We start from the raw sequence: 21631 nt of genomic DNA, 5'->3' as shown, positions 1-21631 counted from the left end.
CCCGCCCTCAACTCCGGCCCTCATCCATTCGGGTGCGCGCCGTCAACGAGAGTCTCGAGAGTCATTTGAGCGCGAAAACGACCTCCGGTCCTTCCATGCCCCGTACGCCTGCCACGTCCAGGCGCGGACGCCCCCCGGCTTCGCGTGCTGCCGCAGCCGCAACTTCCCCGACGGTTGCCGATAAAGGCGAAACGTCTCCGGTAACAGAAACTCCTGCTGCCAAGGTACCGCGTACGCGCCTCACGAAGGCTGCGGCTCTGGCGACGGAAAAGACAGCAGAAGTGAAAGCTCCCGCACGCCGGCCACGCAAGGCGGCCACACCTGCAGCCGAATCCGCGACTGAAAGCGAAGCCCCCGCGCCGAAAACGACAGGACGCCGGAAGAAGGCTGTTACAGAACCGGAAGCCGTGACCGAACCTGCCGAGGCGGCTGCCGCCACGCCTGCCCCGCGTCGTCGTCGCTCCACAAAAGCAGCCGAAACCGTGACGGAAACGGTCGAATCAGCTCCCAGACGCCGTGGCCGTCCGCGCAAGACGCCGGTTGTGGAACAGCCCGCCGCTGAAGCCGTAACGAAAGAAACAGCGGAAGCTCCTGCCGCGCCACGTCGTCGTGGCCGTCCCCGCAAGGTGGATGTCGCAGCCGCAGAGGCCCCGGTAGAAGCACCCGTCGAAAAGAAGGCGCGTCCGTCCCGTCGCAAGGCCTCCGCCCCTGTCGTGGAAGCTCCGGAACCCGCTGCCGAAGAAACCCCTGCCGTTCAGGCCGAGCCCACGAAGAGTGAAAAACCTGCGCGTCGTCGCCGCACCAAAGCAGCCGCTGTAACGCCCGCCGTCGTTGAGGACCCCGTTGAATCGCCGGCAGTCGCTGAGACTGTCGTGATTGCCAAAGACGTTTTCGACAGGCCGCGCTTTGCCGATCTGGGACTGGGCGAACCGATCATGCGGGCCATCGAGGAGCTGGGTTACGAACACCCCACTCCCATTCAGGCCCAGGCCATTCCCGAAGTCCTGAAGGGCCATGATGTTCTGGGTGTCGCCCAGACCGGGACCGGCAAGACGGCCTCTTTCACGCTGCCGATGCTCCAGAAGCTGGCTGGCTCACGTGCCCGGGCCCGGATGCCGCGCTCGCTGATTCTGGAACCCACGCGTGAACTGGCATTGCAGGTTGCCGAGAACTTCAAGCTCTATGGCAAGTATCTGCGTCTGACCCATGCGCTTCTGATCGGTGGGGAGAGCATGGCCGAACAGCGCGACGTGCTGAACCGCGGCGTGGATGTTCTGATCGCGACTCCGGGTCGTCTGCTCGATCTGTTCGGACGTGGTGGCCTGCTGCTCACGCAGACCAGCACGCTCGTGATTGACGAAGCCGACCGCATGCTGGACATGGGTTTCATCCCCGATATCGAAAAAATCGTGGCACTGCTGCCCGCCCATCGCCAGACCCTGTTCTTCTCCGCCACGATGGCGCCGGAAATCCGCCGTCTGGCCGATGCTTTTCTCCGACACCCGGTGGAAATCACGGTGTCGCGTCAGTCTTCCGTGGCCACGACGATCGAGGAAGCCCTGGTCATCGTGCCGGAGGACGAGAAGCGTCGCACGCTCAAGAAGCTGCTGCGCCGTGAGAACGTCCAGAGCGCAATCGTGTTCTGCAATCGCAAGCGCGATGTGGACATGATCCAGCAGTATCTGACCAAGCATGGCATCGAAGCCGGCCATCTTCACGGAGATCTGGCCCAGTCCCTGCGCTTCTCGACGCTGGAGCGTTTCCGCTCCGGGGATCTGAAGTTTCTGGTCTGTTCGGATGTGGCAGCGCGCGGAATCGACATTGGCGGCCTGTCGCATGTCTTCAACTATGATCTGCCGTTCAACGCGGAAGATTATGTGCATCGCATCGGACGGACCGGTCGTGCGGGTAACGAAGGCCACGCCTTCAGTCTGGCGTCCCCACGCGATCGCAGACTGCTGGAAGCCATCGAGACACTGACAGGCAAGGTGATTGCCCGTCCGGATCTTGAGGGCATCACGACCGTTGACTGGGCATCGGAAGACGGTGAACGCCGGCCTGCCGAGACAGCACCTTCTGCTCCGCAGGATGGAACGGAAGAAGGAGACCCGCGCACGCGCAAGCGTCGCCGTGGCGGTCGCAAACGCAATCGTGGTGATCGCGAAGATAGCGAAACCATTCAGCAGACGCCTTCTGCCGCCACGGCTTCTCTCGCAGTGATCGAGGTGCCGGTCAGCCATCGGTCAGTTGAACTGGCCCCCGCTTTCGAGAACGATGGGCCGAAAATGGGCTTTGGGGGCGATACGCCGGCTTTCATGCTGGTTCCACGCCGTAAGAAAGTCGCAGTTTCCAACAGTCCCGATCCTGCCGCTCCTGTTCAGCATGATGGGCGCCATTACGGTAATGAATGAGACCTTGACCGGAGTTGCAGAACTCCGGATTGAAGGACTGGGTGCGGCAGGCGACGGCGTTGCGCATGTTGATGGTCAGAGCGTTTTTATTCCGGGTGCACTGCCCGGTGAAGACGTTCGGGCCCGCCTTGTTCCCGGCCATCCTGAACTGATCGAAATCGTTCATCCTTCCCTCGAGCGTGTGACGCCTCCGTGCAGCCTGTTTGGTGAGTGCGGAGGCTGTGCATTACAGCATCTTTCCCTTCCGGCTCTGCTGGACTGGAAAGCGCAGCGCGTCGTGCGCGCCCTGACGGCGGCAGGATTTACGGATCTTCCTCCGGCTACGCTGTATCAGACGAAGCCGCTGACGCGGCGACGCATGGACTTTGCGGTCCAGCGCGTACCGGGCGGTGTGGTGATCGGACTGCATCGCCGGAATGGTGATCCGGTGGACATGACGGAATGTCATGTCCTGCATCCCGATCTTTTTGCACTTCTGCAGCCTCTGCGTGAGGTTCTGGGAAGTCTGGGCGCACTGACGGGCCGCGGAAGCCTGATGGTCAACCTGCTCGATAGTGGACCGGACCTCACGCTTCAGACCCCTGCTCCACTAACGAGTGCCGACCACATCAAGCTGGCGGCCTTTGCCCGCGAGCATGATCTGTCGCGGATTTCCTGGCAGGATCCGAAAGATCTGGGCATTGAAACAGTGGCCCAGTCCGGAGCCGTCCGGGAAGATTTTGGTGGAGTGATCGTCTCCCCGCCCCCGTCCGCCTTTCTTCAGGCGACCGCTGATGCCGAGAAGGCCATTGTCACCGCTGTTGTGGACGGATTGCCGTCACTCAACAAAAAAGACGTAACGGTCGAACTGTTTGCGGGATGTGGCACCCTGACCTTTCCGATGTCCGAAAAAGGCCGGGTCATGGCCTATGAAGGCAATCTGGCGGCCGCAAACTGCCTGAAGGCCGCCTCCGGCGGACGCCGCGTGGATGGGTTTCATCGGGACCTGGGGCGTCAGCCGCTTCTGCCGCATGATCTGAAATCGACGCGGGCCGTGGTTCTGGACCCGCCCTATGCCGGCGCAGGCGCGCAGACCATGCCTCTGGCGAAATCGGCCGTGCCAGATATCGTTTATGTGAGCTGTAATCCGGCCGCGCTTGAAAAAGACGGCAAGGCTCTGTGGAATGCAGGTTTCTCGGTCATCGGCCTGACGATCGTGGACCAGTTTCTGTGGTCCACGGAAGTCGAGGCCGTGGTCGTGCTGTCACGGGACGTGAAGCGGATCAGACGTGAAAACTCTCGCCGCAGCCGCAGCGACCTTTCTCGTTCGGATTCCTGAACGTAAAACCGGATTCGAGGTCCTTGACCTCGTAATCCATGACAGTACCGGTCAGGAACAGGGTCGCCTTGCGATCCACCAGCAGGGTCACGCCCTGATCCTCGACCCACTCATCAGACGGCTCCGGAGCCGTCACGAAGTTCATTTCGTAAGACAGTCCCGAGCACCCGCGCGTTCCCACGCTGATACGCAGGAGCTGGCCCTGATGGGAGCCTGCGTAAAGAGCTTTCAGGCGCCTGGCCGCCTGATCGGACAGGGTCATGAGAGCAGGCAGCGGGCGGCGCGTCGCGACGTCGGACATGAAAGTTTTTTCCGGATCAGAACATGTTGAGGGCAAGACGGGCATCGTCGCTCATGCGGCTCATATCCCAGGGCGGATCCCAGACGATTTCCACCGTGGCCTGGGTGACACCCGGAACATGGGAGACAGCATCACGCACCATCTCCGGCAGTTCCTGCGCACTGGGACAGTTGGGCGCCGTCAGCGTCATCTCGATATGCACACGGCCGTCATCATGCAGATCGATCGCGTAGATCAGGCCGAGTTCATAGATATTGACCGGAATCTCCGGGTCATACACCGTCGCGATCGCCGCGATCACCGCTTCCTGATCGGGCGCTGTTCCCGTCACAGGAACGGTGGCTGTGTCTTCACTGGTTGTGATATCGGTCATGGCTTCACTCATGTGAGCATCATCCGGGCCCGTTCAAGGCCTTGGATCAGCGCATCGATCTCTTCAGTAGTGGTGTAGATACCAAAACTGGCACGCGCGGTGGCATGAACGCCAAGACGACGCACCAGAGGTTCGGCACAATGCTGCCCGGCACGGATGGCGATTCCAAGCTGATCCAGCAGTGTTGCCAGATCATGCGGGTGCGCACCGTCCATGACGAAGGAGATCACGCCCCCGCGCTCTTCCGGTTCGCCCAGAATGCGCAGACTGTTGATCCCGCGCATCTTTTCCAGTGCATAAGCGGTCAGCTCGGCTTCATGGCGTGAAATGACGTCATAGCCGATCTCTTCCACAAAGCGGACAGCCGCCCCAAGGCCGATCGTCTCCAGAATGGCGGGCGTACCGGCCTCGAACTTGTGCGGAACATGCGCCCAGGTAGCACGCTCGAAAGACACGTTCTTGATCATGTCCCCGCCCCCCATGAAAGGCGGCATGATGTCCAGCAGCTCCATCTTTCCCCAGAGCGCCCCGATCCCCGTAGGGCCATAGAGCTTGTGACCGGTGAAGGTGAAGAAATCCGCTCCGAGGGCCTGCACATCGATCTTGCGGTGAACCACCGACTGCGAGCCGTCCAGCAGAATGCGCGCGCCGTAAGCGTGGGCGATTTCCGTCAATGTCCTGGCCGGCGTGATGGTTCCAAGCACATTGGACATGTGCGTGACGGCAACAAGCGCCACCCTGCCATCCGAAAGAAGCGCTTCGTAAGCGTCCAGATCGATATCGCCGGCGTCATTGATGGGGGCGACACGCAACTCGATGCCGGCACGGTCCCGCAGCATGAGCCAGGGCACGATATTGGCGTGATGCTCAAGCTCGGAAATCAGGACCGCCTGCCCCGGCTTCAGCATGCTGCCAAAACTATGGGCCACCAAGTTGATAGCCTCGGTGCTGTTACGGGTGAAGACGATTTCCCGATGATCGGGCGCATTCAGAAGACGGGCCACATCATGACGGGCGCGCTCATAGGCTTCCGTCGTGCGCTCGCTCATCCAGTGCAGACCACGATGGATATTGGCATACTGGTGATACGCCGCGTCCCGCATGGCCTCGATCACGACATCCGGTTTCTGGGACGAAGCCGCGCTGTCGAGAAAGACCAGAGGCCGACCATGAACGGTTTCGTTCAGGATCGGGAAATGGGAGCGGATTTCCGACATATCCATCCCGATACGGCGGTCAGCGAGGGTCATGACATCATGCTCCGCAACAGCAGATCACGCAGACCTTCATCGAAAACCAGATCCAGCGCATCGATCAGGAAGGCACGCACAAGCATGTCCCGCGCATCCGCTTCCGCAATACCACGGGAACGCAGATAGAAGAGCTGCTCGTCATCAAGCGCGCCGACAGTGGCGCCGTGGCTGCACTTGACGTCATCGGCGTAGATTTCCAGCTCGGGCTTGCTGTTGATCTGCGCCCGCTCGGACAGCAGCAGCGCCTGGTTCATCTGATAGCCGTCGGTTTTCTGGGCCACGCGATCCACAAGGATCTTGCCCTGGAAAACACCCTGCCCGGCGTCGGACAGAACCGTCTTGACGGTCTGGCGCGAGCTGCCGTCAGGGGCGGCATGATGGATCATGGACGTCAGGTCGTTCAGACGCTGACCGTCAACGATCTGCACACCATTCACATGCGCCATGGCGTGAGGCGCGCCCAGTGTCACGACAGCTTCGTGACGCGCAAGGCTGCTGCCCTGGTTCAGGGTGAAGCTGTCATATTCGCCCTTCTCCGCCACATCGGCCGAGACAATAGCGAGATGCGTACCGGTCAGGCTTTCGCGCTGCACCTTGACGTGACGCAGGGTCGCTCCCTTGCCTACGACGATATCGAAACGCGGATTGGCGATATAACGCCCCTCACCTGCGCTGACATCATACAGTGTCAGAGACGCGCCGTCTTCCAGTACGATGCGGTGCTGAAGATGCGTCGAAACATCCTGCCCATCGGACAGGCTGACGAGCGTCAGAAGACCGGCATCCGTTCCAGCGGGAACACGAATGTCGAGACCTCTTTCACCGAGCGCCGTGTTCAGCGTCGCGGAAAACACTCCCTTAAGCGGAGAGACATTTTCCGAAGCCTGCCGAACGGCTTCCGGAAGAGCCGACAAGGCGTTCAGAAGCTGGCCATTGCCATAGACCACGCGCGCGCCCGTTTCAGGCAGAACCAGGCGGTCCAGCAGCGCAGTGGCGGTTTCGGTCGTCAGGGGCACAGCCTTCTGCCACGCCGTATCTGCGATCGAACGCAGCGGCGTATAACGCCAGGCTTCGACGCGACGCGTCGGCAGTCCCGTTTCGGCCAGAGCCGCACCCTGCCCGGCGGCACGCGCAACGAACGCCTCCAGAGCCGGAGCAGCGTTCTGCGTCACGGTTGGCGCTCCGCTCACGCTGCCGCCTCGAGGAACTGGGTATAACCCTGCTTCTCAAGCGTCTTGGCGATATCGGGACCGCCGCTATGGATGATACGGCCATGCGCCATGACATGCACACGATCCGGCACGATATAGTCGAGCAGACGCTGATGATGCGTGATGACCAGAGCCGAGAAATCCGGGCTACGCAGGGAGTTCACGCCTTCGGCCACGATGCGCAGAGCGTCGATGTCCAGACCGCTATCGGTCTCGTCAAGGATAGCAAAAGACGGCTGGAGCAGGCGCATCTGGAGCACTTCGTTGCGCTTCTTCTCACCACCCGAGAAACCGACATTGACCGCACGCTTGAGCATGTCATCGGACATGGACAGGTGTTTGGTCTCGGCACGGACAGCCTTGAGGAAAGCCACGGCATCCAGCTCGGCTTCACCACGCGCCCGGCGAACGGCGTTCACGGCCGTACGCAGGAAATTCGCGTTGTTCACACCCGGCAGTTCGACCGGCGACTGAAACGCCAGGAACAGGCCAAGCGCGGTACGCTCTTCAGGTTCAAGCGCCAGCAGGTCCTGCCCCTTGAACGTGACGGAACCGCCCGTCACTTCGTAGTCGTCACGACCGGCGAGCACGTAGGACAGCGTGGATTTACCCGAGCCGTTCGGCCCCATGATGGCGTGGACTTCGCCTTTGGGGACTTCGAGATCGAGCCCCTTGAGAATGTCCTTGGGCGTGCCGTCGGCGTCGATGCGGGCCTGAAGACCCTGAATTTTCAGAAAATCGCTCATATTAACCCACACTTCCTTCGAGGCTGATCTGCAGAAGCTTCTGCGCCTCGACCGCGAATTCCATCGGCAGCTCCTTGAGCACCTCGCGGCAGAAACCATTGACGATCAGACCGACTGCATCTTCTTCCGACAGGCCGCGCGAACGGCAGTAGAAGAGCTGGTCTTCGGAGATTTTGGACGTGGTCGCTTCATGCTCCACGCGCGCCGTCATATTGCGGCTTTCGATATAGGGCACCGTATGCGCGCCGCACTGATCGCCGATCAGGAGACTGTCGCACTGCGTGAAGTTGCGTGCGTTGCGCGCTTTCGGCTGCATGCGGACCAGACCGCGATAGGTACTGTCGGAGTGGCCGGCGGAAATGGTCTTGGCAATGATCGTCGAGCGCGTATTCGGCGCCAGATGGATCATCTTCGTGCCGGTATCGGCCTGCTGGTGATTATTGGTCACCGCAACCGAGTAGAACTCGCCAACCGATCCCTCACCGGCGAGCACACAGGACGGATATTTCCACGTAATGGCAGAACCGGTCTCAACCTGCGTCCAGGAAATCTTGGAGCGCGCACCACGGCAGATGCCACGCTTGGTGACGAAATTGTAGATGCCGCCACGGCCTTCATCATCGCCCGGATACCAGTTCTGGACGGTGGAATATTTGATCGAGGCGTCTTCCATCGCGACAAGCTCGACCACGGCCGCATGAAGCTGGTTTTCGTCACGCTGTGGCGCCGTGCAGCCTTCCAGATAGGAGACGGTGGCGCGATCTTCCGCGATGATAAGCGTACGCTCGAACTGCCCCGTATTGCGCGCATTGATGCGGAAATAGGTGGACAGTTCCATCGGGCAGCGCACACCCTCTGGAATGTAGACGAAAGAGCCATCCGTGAAGACGGCGGAGTTCAGGGCCGCAAAGAAGTTATCCGCCACCGGAACCACCGTGCCCAGATATTTCTGGACCAGTTCGGGATGCTCACGGATAGCATCGGAGATCGGGCAGAAGATCACCCCGGCTTCGGCAAGCGTCTTGCGGAAGGTCGTCGCGACGGAGACGCTGTCAAAGACAGCATCCACGGCAACGGGAAGACGCTCTTCTGCGCCTTCGACACCTGCAAGCAAAGCCTGCTCATGCAGGGGAATACCCAGCTTGGCGTAAGTTTTGAGCAGCTCGGGATCGACTTCGTCGAGGCTCCTGGGGCCGGGTTTCTTCTTGGGCTGCGCGAAATAATGCGCGTCCTGGTAGTCGATCGGCGGATGGTGGATATGGGCCCAGGTCGGCTCTTCCATTTCCAGCCACGCGCGAAAAGCCTTCAGGCGCCAGTCCAGCATCCACTGCGGCTCACCCTTGCGCTCGGAGATCAGGCGCACCGTCTCCTCGTTGAGGCCCTTGGGCGCGATATCCATCTCGATATCGGTTTCGAAACCCCATTCGTAGCTGGATTTCGCGAGCTTTTCGACTGTCTCGCGGGTTTCCGTCACGGCTGGCATGGTGTGTTGTCCTTAACTGACCGCGTCGGTCACGGAAGAAGTCTCCGCTCCGGCGGGGGCGACAGGTGCAGACGCGGGGCTGCGCCGTGGCAGGCGCTCCGCGTGACGGCCCATATCTGCCAGTGTGATGCTGTTGAGCGTTTTGAGGATGGCGTCATTTACGACATCCCACTGTCCGGACAGGCCGCACAGCGAACTGTGCTCGCACTCGCGTCCGTCACAGCAGGCCGTGATGGCGATCGGACCATCCACAGCCGCAATAACGGTTGCGACCGTCACGGTTTCAAGTTCGCTGGAAAGACGGTATCCGCCCCGGGCGCCACGATGGGACAGGACCAGACCACTGGATGCCAGGCCCTTGAGAAGCTTGGCGACGGTCGGTTCGGGAACGCCGGTTTCCACTGCAAGGGCTGCTGCCGTTGCCAGTCCTTCATGACGACCGAGATGGACCAGAAGGACAGTGGCGTAATCGGCCAATTTTGACAGCCTTAGCATGCTTGCACACTCACATCTTGTTCTAATTCAAGACTTGCTAAGTCCTGATTTGTTCCAAATGGCCCAAACTCGGGCAAAGGTCAAGGCTTCTGTAGCCGCCTATGTCCGGACATGGAATGTCACACACCAAAAAACAGTCGGGAAACGCCGTCGAGCGCTGCTCCGGCAAGAAAACCAACGACGGTGCCATTGATGCGGATATAGGCCAGATCACGACCAACCCGCGACTCCAGTCTGGCTGCCAGATCATTTCCGTCCCAGCCCGCCATGACAGCCGCGATGAATCCTGAAAGCTTCTCACGCAGGCCGGGCAGGATCCGCTGGACCGTACTCTCAACGGCCTGATTGACCTTCAGGCGCAGGGCCTCGTTGGAACGCAGGGCACTGGCGAGCTGGACAATGGCCGCGTCGACGACGGTGGCGCTCCAGCCGTCCTCGCGTCCGCTGTCTTCCTCGACCATGCGGCGCAGACGTTCCCACAGTTCCGAACTCCATCCCTTGAGGCTGGTATGCGTCAGAACGGATGTGATGGTATCCGCCATGTCCTTGCGCCGGGCAGGATCGTTTTCAATGCGATCGATTTCACCCCGGACCCAGGTGGTGAACCCGTGCCGCAGTTCCGAATCCATCGGATCGATCCGCTCAAACTCGGCATGAAGCGCCATGAGGACACGACTGGCGACAGACCCTCCAATAGCCCAGCCCAGAAAACGTCCCCCCTGCTCCCGCACGCGTTCTTCCACGAAATGACGCAGATCGGACTCACGGGAGGTCACGGTCGTCTTGATGCGCTCCAGCAGGAAAGACAACACTTCCTGATGCATCTCGCTGTCCACCATGGCCCGCATGCCCCGCGAAACGAGGGGAGCCATTTCCTCACCATTCAGCAGAACCGGAAGCGCGCGCGAAATAGCGGCCTTGGCGCGCCCGTCTTCCATCCGGTCGAACATCAGCGGAATGGCGGAACGCATGCTGGTCACGAGCGTCTGGCGGTTCGCCGGGTCGCTCAGCATGTCGGCAATCAGGCCGGAGAGGTCGATTTTCGACAGGGCGCGGCGGACATCGTCCTCAGTGAAGAACTGGCCGGAAATGAAGCGTCCCAGCGCCTGGCCGAGACGTTCTTTCTGCCGCGGCAGAATGGCCGTATGGGGAATGGGCAGCCCCAGCGGATGACGGAACAGGGCCGTAACCGCGAACCAGTCGGCAAGACCACCAACAACGCCTGCCCGCGAGCCTGCACGCAGCAGACTGAAGGCAAGACTGCCGTCCCCGATATGACGGGCGGCCGCAAGTGTCGTTCCCGCGGCGAGAACACCCATGCCGACGAGCAGGCCGCCGGCCATGAACCTGGGCGAGAAACCTGTGGGGCTGGATTTCCGGGAAACGGGTGGGGTCGTATCCGCGTGCATGAGCGCACCGATAGCATCATCCTGCCGTGCTGTCGCGTCCAGAGCAAGGTTGCGCTTGATGACAGGGCATGAAAAGTATTGCGCCCCGTCTTCGTCCCATTTTTTCCGCAGAAGCGAGACTGCTCCCGATGTCTGACTGCGCCTCCCGGCTCGATCCGTCCCTCCATGACCGTATTGACGTAATGACGTCCCGGCTTCTCCATGAGCGCGATGGCCTCGCAGACCTGATTGCATCCATTGGACAGGGCCTGTCGGACGACGACCGGAGCGACAGCAGGACGCAGCTGGACGAAATCGAGAATGTCGTCCGCGCCCTGCGTGACGAGCATTTCGTGGAACGGGCCGCACATCTGCGATCCTATGTCGGGCTTGATACCGCCGCCCCACAGGGCCGTCTCGAAGCCGTGGCGAAGCGCCTTGTCGATCAGGCCCCGGATGCCGTGTCCCTGACGGTACCACAGATCGCCGCCGTCTTTACCGCCCATCCGACCTTCGCACTGGCGGACGGCGTCTATGAAATCCTGACGCAGCGTGCGGAAAATCCGGAACTGCCGGTGCCCTGCCTGAAGACGCATCGCCGCCCGGCCCCCCCGACACTGGCGCAGGAACAGGCGCTGGCTCTGGCCGCCATCCTGCGGGGACGCGATGCTCTCGACGATCTGACAGAAGCACTGCTGCAGGAAATGTCCCAGCGCTGGTCCGGCGAAGCCGGTCAGGTCGATCCCTCGCCCGTCATCCTTGCAAGCTGGGTCGGGTTCGATACCGATGGACGCAACGACATCGGCTGGTGGGACACGCTGCGGATCCGCCTTGAGCTGAAATCGTCCCAGCTTCATCGCCTCACGGAAGGACTGGAGCGCCTGGGTTTACAGGACAGTGCGCTGGCCATGCGCGCGCGCCGGGCGATCGAGGCGGTCAAGACACAGCACGCCGCCTGCCCGACCGGCAAAGACGCGGCTCCGGAAATCATCAGGGATTTTGCCCAGACACTGATTGCCTGCCGGGACAAGGCACTGCTCGACGCCACCGAGCTTCTGCCGCTGTTCCAGGACGCGGCGGTCGGGCTGGATGATGAAGCAAGACTACACCTGCGGACCATCCGTGCCGGCTTCCTGAACCACGGTCTGGGGATCGCACGGATCCATACAAGGCTGAATGCCGCACAGATCTACAATGTGGCCCGCACCCGGCTTGGCCTGACCGATGATCCCGCCCTGCCCTCGCGTCGGCGCGTTCTGCTGGCCAGGATCGACGAGGCCCTTTCGGACCTGAAACCCCGTGCCGTGGATTTCGGGTCCCTGCTGGTCGAGCCCGCATCAGCCGCGCGGCTGATGATGACGATGGCGCAGATTCTCAAGCACATCGATTCCGGCTCGCCCATCCGTTTCCTCATTGCCGAGACCGAAAGCGGCTATACGCTGCTTGCAACGCTCTGGCTGGCGCGCCTGTTCGGGATCAAGGACCACCAGATCGAGATCTCGCCGCTGTTCGAGACGGAAAGCGCGCTTGAGAACGGCGAGACCATTCTGGAAGAGGCTTTCCGCTCCAACCACTGGCGCGATTACCTGCGGGCGAACGGCCGCCTGTCGCTTCAGTTCGGATATTCCGACTCGGGTCGTTACGTCGGACAGCTTGCAGCCACCAATCTGGTCGAGCGTCTGCGCATGCGGACCCTTTCCCTGCTGGCAGAGCACGGCCTTGAAGACGTGTCCCTGACGCTGTTCGACACGCATGGCGAAAGCATTGGCCGGGGTGCGCATCCGTTCAGCCTGCGCCAGCGTCTGGACTATTTCTCCCCCGCCCGCACGCGCCTTGCCATGCGCGAGGCCGGGATCGGCTGCCGGGTCGAAACCGCATTCCAGGGCGGGGACGGCTACACGCTGTTCGGCACGCAGGCAATTGCGGCCTCCACCATCGCAACGCTGGCGGAACATGTGGCCGATATCCCGCTGGACACGAAAGATCCGGTTTATACGCGGCCTGACTTCGCATCGGATTTCTTTTCCACCATCGCGCTCGACATGGGCGCTCTGGTCGATGATCCGGGCTATGCAGCACTGCTGAGCGCATTCGGTCCGGCCCTGATCGACAAGACGGGCTCCCGTCCCTCCGCGCGTCAGTCGGACGCGGCGACGGTCACGCGCATCACGCATCCGGGACAGCTTCGCGCCATTCCCAACAACGCCATTCTCCAGCAGTTGGGCTGGTGGGCGAATGTGCTGCATGGCCTTGGCAACGCGGCGCAGCGTCATCCCGAAACATTCGAGCAGTTCGCCACCGAATCTTCGCGTTTCCGCGAAGCCATGGATTTCGCCCGTCAGGCCCTGGCCCACTCGGATCTGGACGTACTGCGGACGACGATCCACCAGCTCGATCCCGGAACCTGGCTGGACCGTGCAGCGAAAGCCCGGAGCGATGAAGAACGTCAGAGCCTGCTGTGCATTTCGCACGGCCTGGAACTGCTGCGCTTCTGGGCCAGTGGTCCCGCCATGTTCCGGCGCATCCAGGCGGATCACATCGCCCTGCGTGCAGCCTGGCCGGATGCGCCCCGCATGGAGGCCCGCGAAAAGCTGCTTCATGCCATCCGTTTCGCTCTCATCGACCGGCTGTGGGCGCTTTCAACGCGCATCCCCTATTTCGGGCCGCGTAACAGCCTGACCCGCGAAGCGATCACGAATCTGATCCTCTGTCTCGATGTACCGCGCGCGCTGCATCTGCTGGAAGATCTGTTCCCCGTTACGGCTCCCAGCGTTGCCAATCTCGACTTCGGAGAACCGGGGGACGCCGCTGAAGCCGCTGGTTTCGCGCGCGAGCATGAGGAAATCTTCGCACCTCTGTCACGCTGCTTTGCACTGCTGCGTGAGATCGGCGTGGCGATCATGCATGCCAACCGGGCTTTCGGCTGAGGAATGATCCGCGACCGCAACTCTTGTCCAGTGCGGCCGCCTGCGGTTAGAAAACTCGCGTCATAATCTCCAACGGAAAGTTCCTCTGCATGCTTTGCAAGGCCCTTCTTCTGGGTACAGCCATGATGGCTGTGCCTGCTCTGGCGGCTGGCCCTGCCACACCGGCGCCCAATGCTGACAGCGTGACGAACGGAACCGTAACGGTCAATGGCGCGACCATCCCCTACCGGGCAGTTGCTGGCACCATTCTGGTCCATGGCGCCGACTACAACGATTCCGGCGATATCCTGGCCAAACGTGGCACCAAGCTCGATGGCGGCAAGGATGACGACAGCAAGAACGCGCCCGTCGCCTCCATGTTCTACACCGCCTATTTCAAGGAAGGTGTCCCCGCCGAAAAGCGCCCGATCACCTTCCTCTATAACGGCGGTCCGGGCTCGGCCTCCGTCTGGGTTCACATGGGTACCTTCGGCCCGCGCCGCGTGAACACGCCGGGTGACACCCATCTGCCGGCCGCTCCGTATGCGCTCATCAACAATCCGCAGTCCCTGCTGGACGTCTCGGACGTCGTCTTCATCGACGCACCGGGCACGGGTTTCTCGCGGATTGCCGGCAAGGATGCTGACAAGAAGTTCCTTGGCGTCGATGGTGACGGTGAAGCCTTCACCCATTTCATCTCGAAGTTCCTGGCCAAATATCACCGCTATAACTCGCCCAAATACCTGTTCGGCGAAAGCTATGGCACGATGCGCTCGGCCGTGGTCATCAATGACCTAGAGCAGGACGAAAACCTCGACTTCAACGGCGTGATCCTGCTGTCGCAGATCCTGAACTACGACAACAGCGATGACAGTCCGCAGTTCAATGCCGGCATGGATGATCCGTATGTGCTGGCGCTGCCCACCTACGCCGCGACGGCCTGGTATCATCACTGCCTGCCGGCCGAACATCCGGACCTGAAGGCTTTCCTGCATGAGGTCGAGCATTTCGCAATGACCGACTACACGCTGGCCCTGCGTCAGGGTGCGGATCTGCCGGAAGACCAGCGTCAGGCGATTGCGGCAAAGCTGCATGACTACACGGGCCTGCCGGTCGATTACATTCTGCGGGCGGATCTGCGCGTCAATGGCGGTGAATTCGAGCATGAACTACAGGCGAAGACCGGCATGGCGACAGGTCGTCTGGATACCCGCTATTCGAGCCCGACGATTGATCCGATGAGTCAGGAAGTGGATTACGATCCGCAGTCCAGCGCCATCAGCTCGGCCTATGTCACGGTCTTCAACGACTACGTCCGCAACACGCTCAAATACGGCACGGACGAGGATTATCGCCTCTATAACAGTCAGGGCCAGTGGGACAATCACCACCATCAGCCCGGTCACGGCTACCAGCCCAAGGGCGAACCGAACGTCATGACGGATCTGGCCATGGCGATGAAGACCAATCCGAACCTGCATGTCATGCTCAATGCCGGTTATTACGATCTTGCGACACCGTATTTTGAAGGCGTCTACGAGATGAAGCACCTGCCGATCCCGGCAAACCTGCAAAAGAACATCGAGTATGCCCAGTATCCCTCGGGCCATATGGTCTATGTGGATCCGACAATGCTCCAGAAACTGCACGACAACGTCGCGGCCTTCATCCGCCGGACAGACAATCTACACTGATCCCTGAAGGGGCCAGAAACAGCGGCGGAGAGAAAAATTTCCGCCGCTGTTTGATGCGCGGCTTAAGCGCAGGTCCCGAAAAACCCGCCTCGCTCAACAAAAATCAGGCACAAAAAACCCCGCCAGACTGCTCTGGCGGGGTTCGATGTTTCAGCAAGGCTGAGGGAATCAGGCAGACTTCGCAATGATTTCGTCGGCCACGTTGCGCGGCACCGGATCGTAGTGATGGAACTGCATGGTGAAGGATGCACGACCCTTCGTGGCAGAACGCAGGTGCGAGATGTAGCCGAACATTTCCTTCAGCGGCACCTGTGCACGGATCATGACGGTCGAACCAGCGGTTTCCTGGTTCTGGATGATGCCGCGACGACGGTTGAGATCGCCCACGACGTCACCGACGTGATCGTTCGGCGTGGTGATTTCCACGTCCATGATCGGCTCGAGGATCACCGGACCGGCGTTCTTCATGCCTTCACGGAAGCAGGCCTTGGCGGCGATTTCGAAGGCCAGAGCCGACGAGTCAACGTCATGGTACTTACCGTCGAGCAGCGTGAACTTGAAGTCCACGGTCGGGAAGCCGGCGAGAACACCCGTGGTGCTCTGCATGCGGATGCCCTTTTCGACAGCCGGAATGTATTCCTTCGGAACCGTACCGCCGACGACCTTGTTTTCGAAGACGATCTCGTCCGGCTTCTCGGAAGGAGCGAACTCGATCTTGACCTCGGCGAACTGACCCGAACCACCAGACTGCTTCTTGTGGGTGTAGGTCTCGACATGCGGCTTCGTGATCGTCTCACGATAGGCCACCTGCGGTGCACCGATATTGGCATCGACGCCGTATTCACGACGCAGACGGTCAACGATGATGTCCAGGTGAAGCTCGCCCATGCCGGACAGGATGGTCTGACCCGTTTCCTGATCGGTCTTGAGGTGCAGGGACGGATCTTCGGCCGTCAGCTTCTGCAGGGCCAGCGTCATCTTCTCGACAGCGTCCTTGGTCTTCGGCTCGACGGAGATGTCGATGACCGGGACCGGGAACTGCATGCGCTCCAGAACCACCGGATCGGCGGCATCCGCAAGCGTGTCACCCGTGACGGTGTCCTTGAGGCCCACGAATGCGGCGATGTCACCGGCACCGACGGACTTCACTTCCTGACGCTTGTCGGCGTGCATCTGGAACATGCGGCCGACGCGTTCCTTGTGACCCTTCGTCGTATTCAGGATGGTGTCACCGGAGTTCAGGACACCACGATAGACGCGAACGAAGGTCAGCGTGCCGTACTTGTCGGAGATGATCTTGAACGCCAGGCCAGCGAACTTGCCGTCCGGATCAACCGGAACGATCGGCAGGAAGTCCTCGTCGACCTCTTCGCCTTCCGGCGGAGCGATGCGGATGCCTTCGACTTCGTCAGGCGCCGGCAGATAGTCGATGACGGCGTCGAGCAGAGGCTGCACGCCCTTGTTCTTGAAGGCCGTACCGCACATGACGGGACGGAATTCGCCGGAGATCGCACCCTTCTTGATGCACTTTTTCAGGGTTGCGACGTCCACGTCACCCTTCTCGAAGTACTCTTCCATGGCAGCGTCGTCCATGGCGAGCGCCGTGTCGAGCAGCGTCTGGCGGGCTTCGGCAGCCTTTTCCTTCAGATCGTCAGGGATCTCTTCGTAGTGGAACTTGGCGCCGAGTTCGCCGCCTTCCCACACGATGGCGCGCATCTCGACCAGGTCGACCACACCGATGAAGTTTTCTTCGGCGCCGATCGGGAGCTGCAGCGGCACGGCCACGATGTCGAGCTTCTCCTTCAGCGTGCTGAAGGCATAGTAGAAGTCCGCACCGGTACGGTCGAGCTTATTGATGAAGATGATGCGCGGAACGTTGTAACGGTCCGCGAGGCGCCAGTTCGTTTCGGACTGCGGCTGCACGCCGGCCACGCCTTCGATCACGAAGATCGCGCCATCGAGCACGCGAAGCGAACGGTTGACTTCGATGTTGAAGTCGATGTGGCCCGGGGTATCGATGATGTTGATGCGGTGGTCGTTCCACTCACACGTCACGGCTGCCGAGGTGATCGTGATGCCACGCTCACGCTCCTGCGCCATGTAGTCGGTGGTGGTGTTGCCTTCGTGGACCTCACCGATCTTGTGAGAGACACCCGTGTAATACAGGATACGCTCGGTCGTCGTGGTCTTACCGGCATCGATATGCGCGGTAATACCGATGTTGCGAATCTTCGAGAGAGCCGACTTGGCTTCCTGAACGCTTTCGGACACGGAGAACCTCCAAAATACAATGAAAGGTGTTTCAGCCTGGACCGAAACACCTCCGCTGCGGCCCTGTGAAAGGACCGAACCTGATTTATCCCAGTGGCGGCTGAATGACGCAGACCGCCATGGTTTTCAAGAGCAATCTTGTTACCAAACAAAGTCCGGCAAAGATTTCTCAGGCGGTCTGGGCAGCCTTGCGTTCCTGAACGCGCAGGATACGGCGCTTGATGACCTGGGCTTCCGTCGGAAGCTTGCGGTTCGGCGTACCCAGCAGGAACGAATCCAGCCCACCGTTGTGCTCGACCGTGCGGATACCCTTGGTGGACAGGCGCATGCGCACCGAAGCACCGAGAATATCGGAGATCAGCGTGGTCTCCTGCAGGTTCGGGAGAAAACGACGGCGGGACTTGTTATTGGCGTGGCTGACGTTGTTGCCCGTCAGCACGCCCTTGCCCGTGATCTGGCAACGGCGAGACATGGTGGTACTTTCCTCGATGCTGGATGACGCAGGACAGCGAGGTCCGGCGTGTTCCGTAAATAAGGCGCGGCTTATGACGTATGCTTGGGGGCTTCGTCAACCCCCGAGAGCTGCCCAGCGATGTTTTCACCTGCCTGTGCGGCCCACATTGCGGCATAATGACCACCCGCGGACAGCAGTTCCGTATGGCTTCCCTGCTCCACCACGCGCCCCGCGTCAAGCACCACGATAAGATCGGCGTCCTGAACGGTGGATAGACGATGCGCGACAATGACCGTCGTGCGCGCCTGCGACAGGACGGCCAGTTCCTTCTGGATGGCGACTTCGGTGCGGGTATCGAGCGCGCTCGTGGCTTCGTCCAGCAGAAGGATGCGGGGGTCCTTGAGGATGACGCGCGCAATGGCCACGCGCTGCTTCTCCCCGCCCGAAAGCTTGAGCCCACGCTCACCGACAACAGTGTCATACCCATCGGGAAGTTCACGGATGAAGGTATCGATCTGCGCGCTCCGGGCCGCCTTCTCGATCTCGTCACGAGACGCTGACAGATCTCCATAGGCAATATTTTCGCCGATGCTGGAATTGAAGAGCACCGTATCCTGCGGAACCGTACCGATGATGTTCTGGATGTCGGTCGGAGCAATATCGCGCAGGTCATGACCGTCAATGCAGACCGAACCTTCAGTCGGATCATAAGCCCGGGTCAGCAGACGCCCCAGGGTGGATTTGCCTGATCCGGTATGCCCCACAATGGCCAGAGACGTACCTGCGGGAATATTGATGGAAACATCATGCAGGATCTGCCTCGCAGGGCTGTAGCCAAAGGAAACATGCCGGAACGCGACGGACGCCGGCCCCGCTTCCGACAGTTTTCCCGGCAGACGGACCGGCTGGATGGCATGGGTGATCTCGGAGCGGACGGCAAGCAGTTCGAGATAGTTCTCCAGATCAACGCGCGCATTGCGCCAGCCTGCACTGACATAATTCAGAGCACCCACGGACGAATACAGCCCGCTCAGATAACTGCCGATCAACACGAACTGCGCAACCGCCAGCCGGTGCGCCACGATATCATGAGCCGCCATGGCCAGCAGGGTCGTCGTCGTGACCGCAATCAGGATACTGCGGCTGATCTGGGAGAGACTGACATAACGCTGAAGACTGATTTCAGCCCGCCGGAGATCCTTCCGGGCCGCATCGTAACGGGCGATTTCATGCGGTTCATTGGCGAAGCTGCGGACCGTCTCGAAATTCAGGATGCTGTCCACCAACTGGTGCTGGGCCTCGTTACTCGCACGGTTGCGGGCCCGTCTCGCCGTCATTCTCAGACGGGTAAAGACATAAGAGACAGAAGAATACAGCCCGAGCGCCAGCAGAAGCAGCCCGACGTAACGCCAGTCGAAGATCTTCAGAATGACGGCCAGCGTCATGATGAGTTCGATAACGTTAGGCAACACGTTGAACAGCGCCAGGGACAGCAGCGTCCCGACCGCATCCGCCCCTCGATCAAGCGTGCGCGTCAGGGACCCTGTCTGACGGTCCAGATGGAAACGCACGCTCAGATCATGCAGGTGGCGCAGACCAAGGACAGCCACACGGCGCTGAAGATCCGTTTCGACAGGCTTGACCAGAAGCTCCCGCAGCGGGGTCGCCAGTCCCGAAATGATCCGGATGACCGCATACTGGGCGATCAGCCAGACCGGAACAGCCAGCAGGCTCCCGGGACGCGACAGACTGCTGACCATGCGGCTGAAGAGCCAGGGCGTGGCGACGGCCGTGCCACTTTCCACCAGAAGAATGATGAGTGCAAAACCGATACGTGTCGCGTCGGGCCAGAGTTTTTCGGGCCGGATCATGGGCCACAGCATCCGCAGGGAGAGCGCTTCAGATGTCGAATCGGTTTTCTTGAGCATCGGCAGACTATGGGAAGTGCAGGCGATGCTTTGCAAATGCCTGTCTGCATGCGACATATCGGTCTGTGTCTGACAAATCCTTCCCCCCTGCTCTCGAACCCTTTCTCCGGCATATTGCAGCCTGCAACGGTGCAGTCCTGCCAGGTGGCCGCCTTCCGTTTTTCTGCGGAGCAGAACAGATCGGCTGGGTCAGCCCCCCAACCGCACAGACGCTTCAATCACTTGGCCTTCAGAAGGACCAGGGTTTCGGAGTAAACGTCGGCACGGAGCTTCTGCCGCTCTCCCGGACCCTGTGCGACATGGGGCTCTACGCGTCCCATGAGGAAGCCTTCGATGTCCGTAATGACAGCGGCGTCGTTCTGGGACAGGTGGATCGCGGCGCCATACCGGTGCTGGGGCTGGCAGCCGAAGGCGTGCATCTGAACGGACTGGTCGAACGTGAGGACGGACTTTGCCTTTGGGTAGCCCGTCGCAGCATGAGCAAGCGTCTGGATCCGGGAAAGCTGGACCATCTGGTCGCAGGCGGCATGAGCGCAGGTCTCGATCCACAGACAACGGTCATCAAGGAAGCGCAGGAAGAAGCGGGCATCCCGGCGGAACTGGCGGCAACCGCCCGCGCCGTCAGCCGGATCGAATACGCACTTGAACGCCCCGAAGGGCTGCGACGCGACGTGCTGCACTGCTACGACCTGCTCCTTCCGCAGGATTTCACGCCCATAGCGGAGGATGGCGAGGTGGAGAGCTTTCACCTTCTGCCAATTCAGGAAGTCGTCGCGCTGGTCCGGGACACCGATGCGTTCAAGTTCAACGTCAATCTTGTCCTGATCGACCTGTTCATTCGCCGCGGCCTGTTCGCCCCTGCTGAAGCCGCGATCCTCCGAAACGCCCTGACGGGTCGGACTGCATGAAGAAAACGCTGCTTCTGCTGCCCCTGACAGCCCCGCTGCTCGGCGGATGCATCGTGCCCGTCAGCGTCACACCCAATCTGTGCCGCGAAATCCAGACCCGCGACGGTCTGCAGATCAGACTGATGTTTGGCCTGAGCCGCCCCGATGGCAGCATCATCGATGGCGATGACTGGCAGAATTTCGTGGACAGCGAAATCACGCCACGCTTTCCCGCAGGTTTCACCGTGATTGACGCGCAGGGACAGTGGTATGATGCAGCAGGCCACCGGATCACCCGCGAAGCATCGCGAATCGTCTGGATCGTGGCCCCGTCTTCGGATCGCAACCTGCAGCCTTATCTGAAAGCCATTCGTCAGGCGTATCAGAAACGTTTCAGTCAGCAGGCCGTCGGACTGGCCATCCAGTCCGGCTGCTCTTCATTCGAAAACGTGCCCGTGGAATAGTTCCATGATGCGGAACAGTGTTACTCAGGTTCCTGCATCTTTCTTCAT

At 60.8% G+C, this 21631-nt stretch carries 17 protein-coding genes; 6 read left to right on the top strand and 11 right to left on the bottom strand.

Features of this window, described 5'->3' with window-relative positions:
- The first annotated feature begins 95 nt into the window (after nt 1–95).
- Both GFJ39_RS00645 and GFJ39_RS00640 read left to right on the top strand, forming a co-directional pair.
- Nucleotides 96–2411 (top strand): DEAD/DEAH box helicase, encoded by a 2316-nt coding sequence (locus GFJ39_RS00645; protein ID WP_228391723.1) that lies wholly within the window; start codon nt 96–98, stop codon nt 2409–2411.
- Entirely contained in the window at nt 2386–3729 is a 1344-nt protein-coding gene (locus GFJ39_RS00640) for a class I SAM-dependent RNA methyltransferase (RefSeq protein ID WP_153429190.1), read from the top strand. The genes GFJ39_RS00645 and GFJ39_RS00640 overlap by 26 nt, the downstream gene beginning before the upstream one ends.
- On the opposite strand, the gene GFJ39_RS00635 is transcribed toward GFJ39_RS00640, so the two are convergent.
- From GFJ39_RS00635 to GFJ39_RS00600, 8 genes are all read right to left on the bottom strand, one after another.
- On the bottom strand, nt 3674–4030 hold the full coding sequence (locus tag GFJ39_RS00635) for a HesB/IscA family protein (RefSeq protein WP_153429104.1): 357 nt from the start codon (nt 4028–4030) through the stop codon (nt 3674–3676). The two genes, GFJ39_RS00640 and GFJ39_RS00635, sit on opposite strands and share 56 nt — an antisense overlap.
- Before the next feature lie 16 nt (nt 4031–4046).
- Entirely contained in the window at nt 4047–4403 is a 357-nt protein-coding gene (locus GFJ39_RS00630) for an SUF system Fe-S cluster assembly protein (RefSeq protein WP_228391722.1), read from the bottom strand.
- Nucleotides 4404–4411: 8 nt separating this feature from the next.
- The gene (locus GFJ39_RS00625) at nt 4412–5653 is read right to left on the bottom strand and encodes a cysteine desulfurase (RefSeq protein ID WP_325062758.1); all 1242 of its coding nucleotides are present in this window, start codon (nt 5651–5653) and stop codon (nt 4412–4414) included.
- Nucleotides 5650–6828: a Fe-S cluster assembly protein SufD gene (gene sufD / locus GFJ39_RS00620; RefSeq protein WP_325062757.1), complete on the bottom strand. Its 1179-nt coding sequence runs from the start codon at nt 6826–6828 to the stop codon at nt 5650–5652. The genes GFJ39_RS00625 and sufD overlap by 4 nt, the downstream gene beginning before the upstream one ends.
- A 14-nt stretch (nt 6829–6842) precedes the next feature.
- The gene (gene sufC / locus GFJ39_RS00615; protein WP_153429102.1) at nt 6843–7613 is read right to left on the bottom strand and encodes a Fe-S cluster assembly ATPase SufC; all 771 of its coding nucleotides are present in this window, start codon (nt 7611–7613) and stop codon (nt 6843–6845) included.
- A 1-nt stretch (nt 7614) separates the two neighbouring features.
- Nucleotides 7615–9096: a Fe-S cluster assembly protein SufB gene (sufB, locus tag GFJ39_RS00610; RefSeq protein ID WP_153429101.1), complete on the bottom strand. Its 1482-nt coding sequence runs from the start codon at nt 9094–9096 to the stop codon at nt 7615–7617.
- 12 nt (nt 9097–9108) lie between these two features.
- The gene (locus GFJ39_RS00605) at nt 9109–9591 is read right to left on the bottom strand and encodes an SUF system Fe-S cluster assembly regulator (RefSeq protein ID WP_011251698.1); all 483 of its coding nucleotides are present in this window, start codon (nt 9589–9591) and stop codon (nt 9109–9111) included.
- A gap of 119 nt (nt 9592–9710) precedes the next feature.
- On the bottom strand, nt 9711–10934 hold the full coding sequence (locus GFJ39_RS00600; protein WP_228391721.1) for a DUF445 domain-containing protein: 1224 nt from the start codon (nt 10932–10934) through the stop codon (nt 9711–9713).
- A gap of 194 nt (nt 10935–11128) precedes the next feature.
- Here GFJ39_RS00600 and GFJ39_RS00595 point away from each other — a divergent pair, with 194 nt between their 5' ends.
- Both GFJ39_RS00595 and GFJ39_RS00590 read left to right on the top strand, forming a co-directional pair.
- Nucleotides 11129–13906 carry a phosphoenolpyruvate carboxylase gene (locus GFJ39_RS00595; RefSeq protein ID WP_194285243.1) on the top strand — a complete coding sequence of 926 codons (2778 nt, stop codon included), beginning with the start codon at nt 11129–11131 and terminating at the stop codon, nt 13904–13906.
- Between the two features lie 89 nt (nt 13907–13995).
- Nucleotides 13996–15579, top strand: a complete 1584-nt coding sequence (locus tag GFJ39_RS00590; RefSeq protein ID WP_153429098.1) for a S10 family peptidase — start codon at nt 13996–13998, stop codon at nt 15577–15579.
- A 168-nt stretch (nt 15580–15747) separates the two neighbouring features.
- Here GFJ39_RS00590 and fusA read toward each other — a convergent pair whose 3' ends face one another.
- The 3 genes from fusA to GFJ39_RS00575 all read right to left on the bottom strand — a co-directional run bounded on the left by fusA (nt 15748) and on the right by GFJ39_RS00575 (nt 20175).
- Nucleotides 15748–17850 carry an elongation factor G gene (gene fusA / locus GFJ39_RS00585; protein ID WP_325062756.1) on the bottom strand — a complete coding sequence of 701 codons (2103 nt, stop codon included), beginning with the start codon at nt 17848–17850 and terminating at the stop codon, nt 15748–15750.
- Between the two features lie 169 nt (nt 17851–18019).
- The gene (gene rpmB / locus GFJ39_RS00580) at nt 18020–18322 is read right to left on the bottom strand and encodes a 50S ribosomal protein L28 (RefSeq protein WP_146860249.1); all 303 of its coding nucleotides are present in this window, start codon (nt 18320–18322) and stop codon (nt 18020–18022) included.
- A 71-nt stretch (nt 18323–18393) separates the two neighbouring features.
- Nucleotides 18394–20175: an ABCB family ABC transporter ATP-binding protein/permease gene (locus tag GFJ39_RS00575; RefSeq protein ID WP_228391720.1), complete on the bottom strand. Its 1782-nt coding sequence runs from the start codon at nt 20173–20175 to the stop codon at nt 18394–18396.
- A gap of 122 nt (nt 20176–20297) precedes the next feature.
- Between GFJ39_RS00575 and GFJ39_RS00570 the strand changes: the two genes are divergently transcribed.
- Together GFJ39_RS00570 and GFJ39_RS00565 are read left to right on the top strand one after the other, a co-directional pair.
- Nucleotides 20298–21140, top strand: a complete 843-nt coding sequence (locus GFJ39_RS00570) for an NUDIX hydrolase (protein WP_325062755.1) — start codon at nt 20298–20300, stop codon at nt 21138–21140.
- Nucleotides 21137–21583 carry a DUF3574 domain-containing protein gene (locus GFJ39_RS00565; RefSeq protein ID WP_153429095.1) on the top strand — a complete coding sequence of 149 codons (447 nt, stop codon included), beginning with the start codon at nt 21137–21139 and terminating at the stop codon, nt 21581–21583. Before GFJ39_RS00570 ends, GFJ39_RS00565 begins: the two co-directional genes overlap by 4 nt.
- Nucleotides 21584–21631 lie beyond the last annotated feature (48 nt).

Origin of the sequence: Gluconobacter aidae (assembly GCF_009547075.1) — a bacterium.
Taxonomy (GTDB): Bacteria; Pseudomonadota; Alphaproteobacteria; order Acetobacterales; family Acetobacteraceae; genus Gluconobacter; species Gluconobacter aidae.
This window is presented reverse-complemented; position numbering and strand designations above follow the sequence as displayed.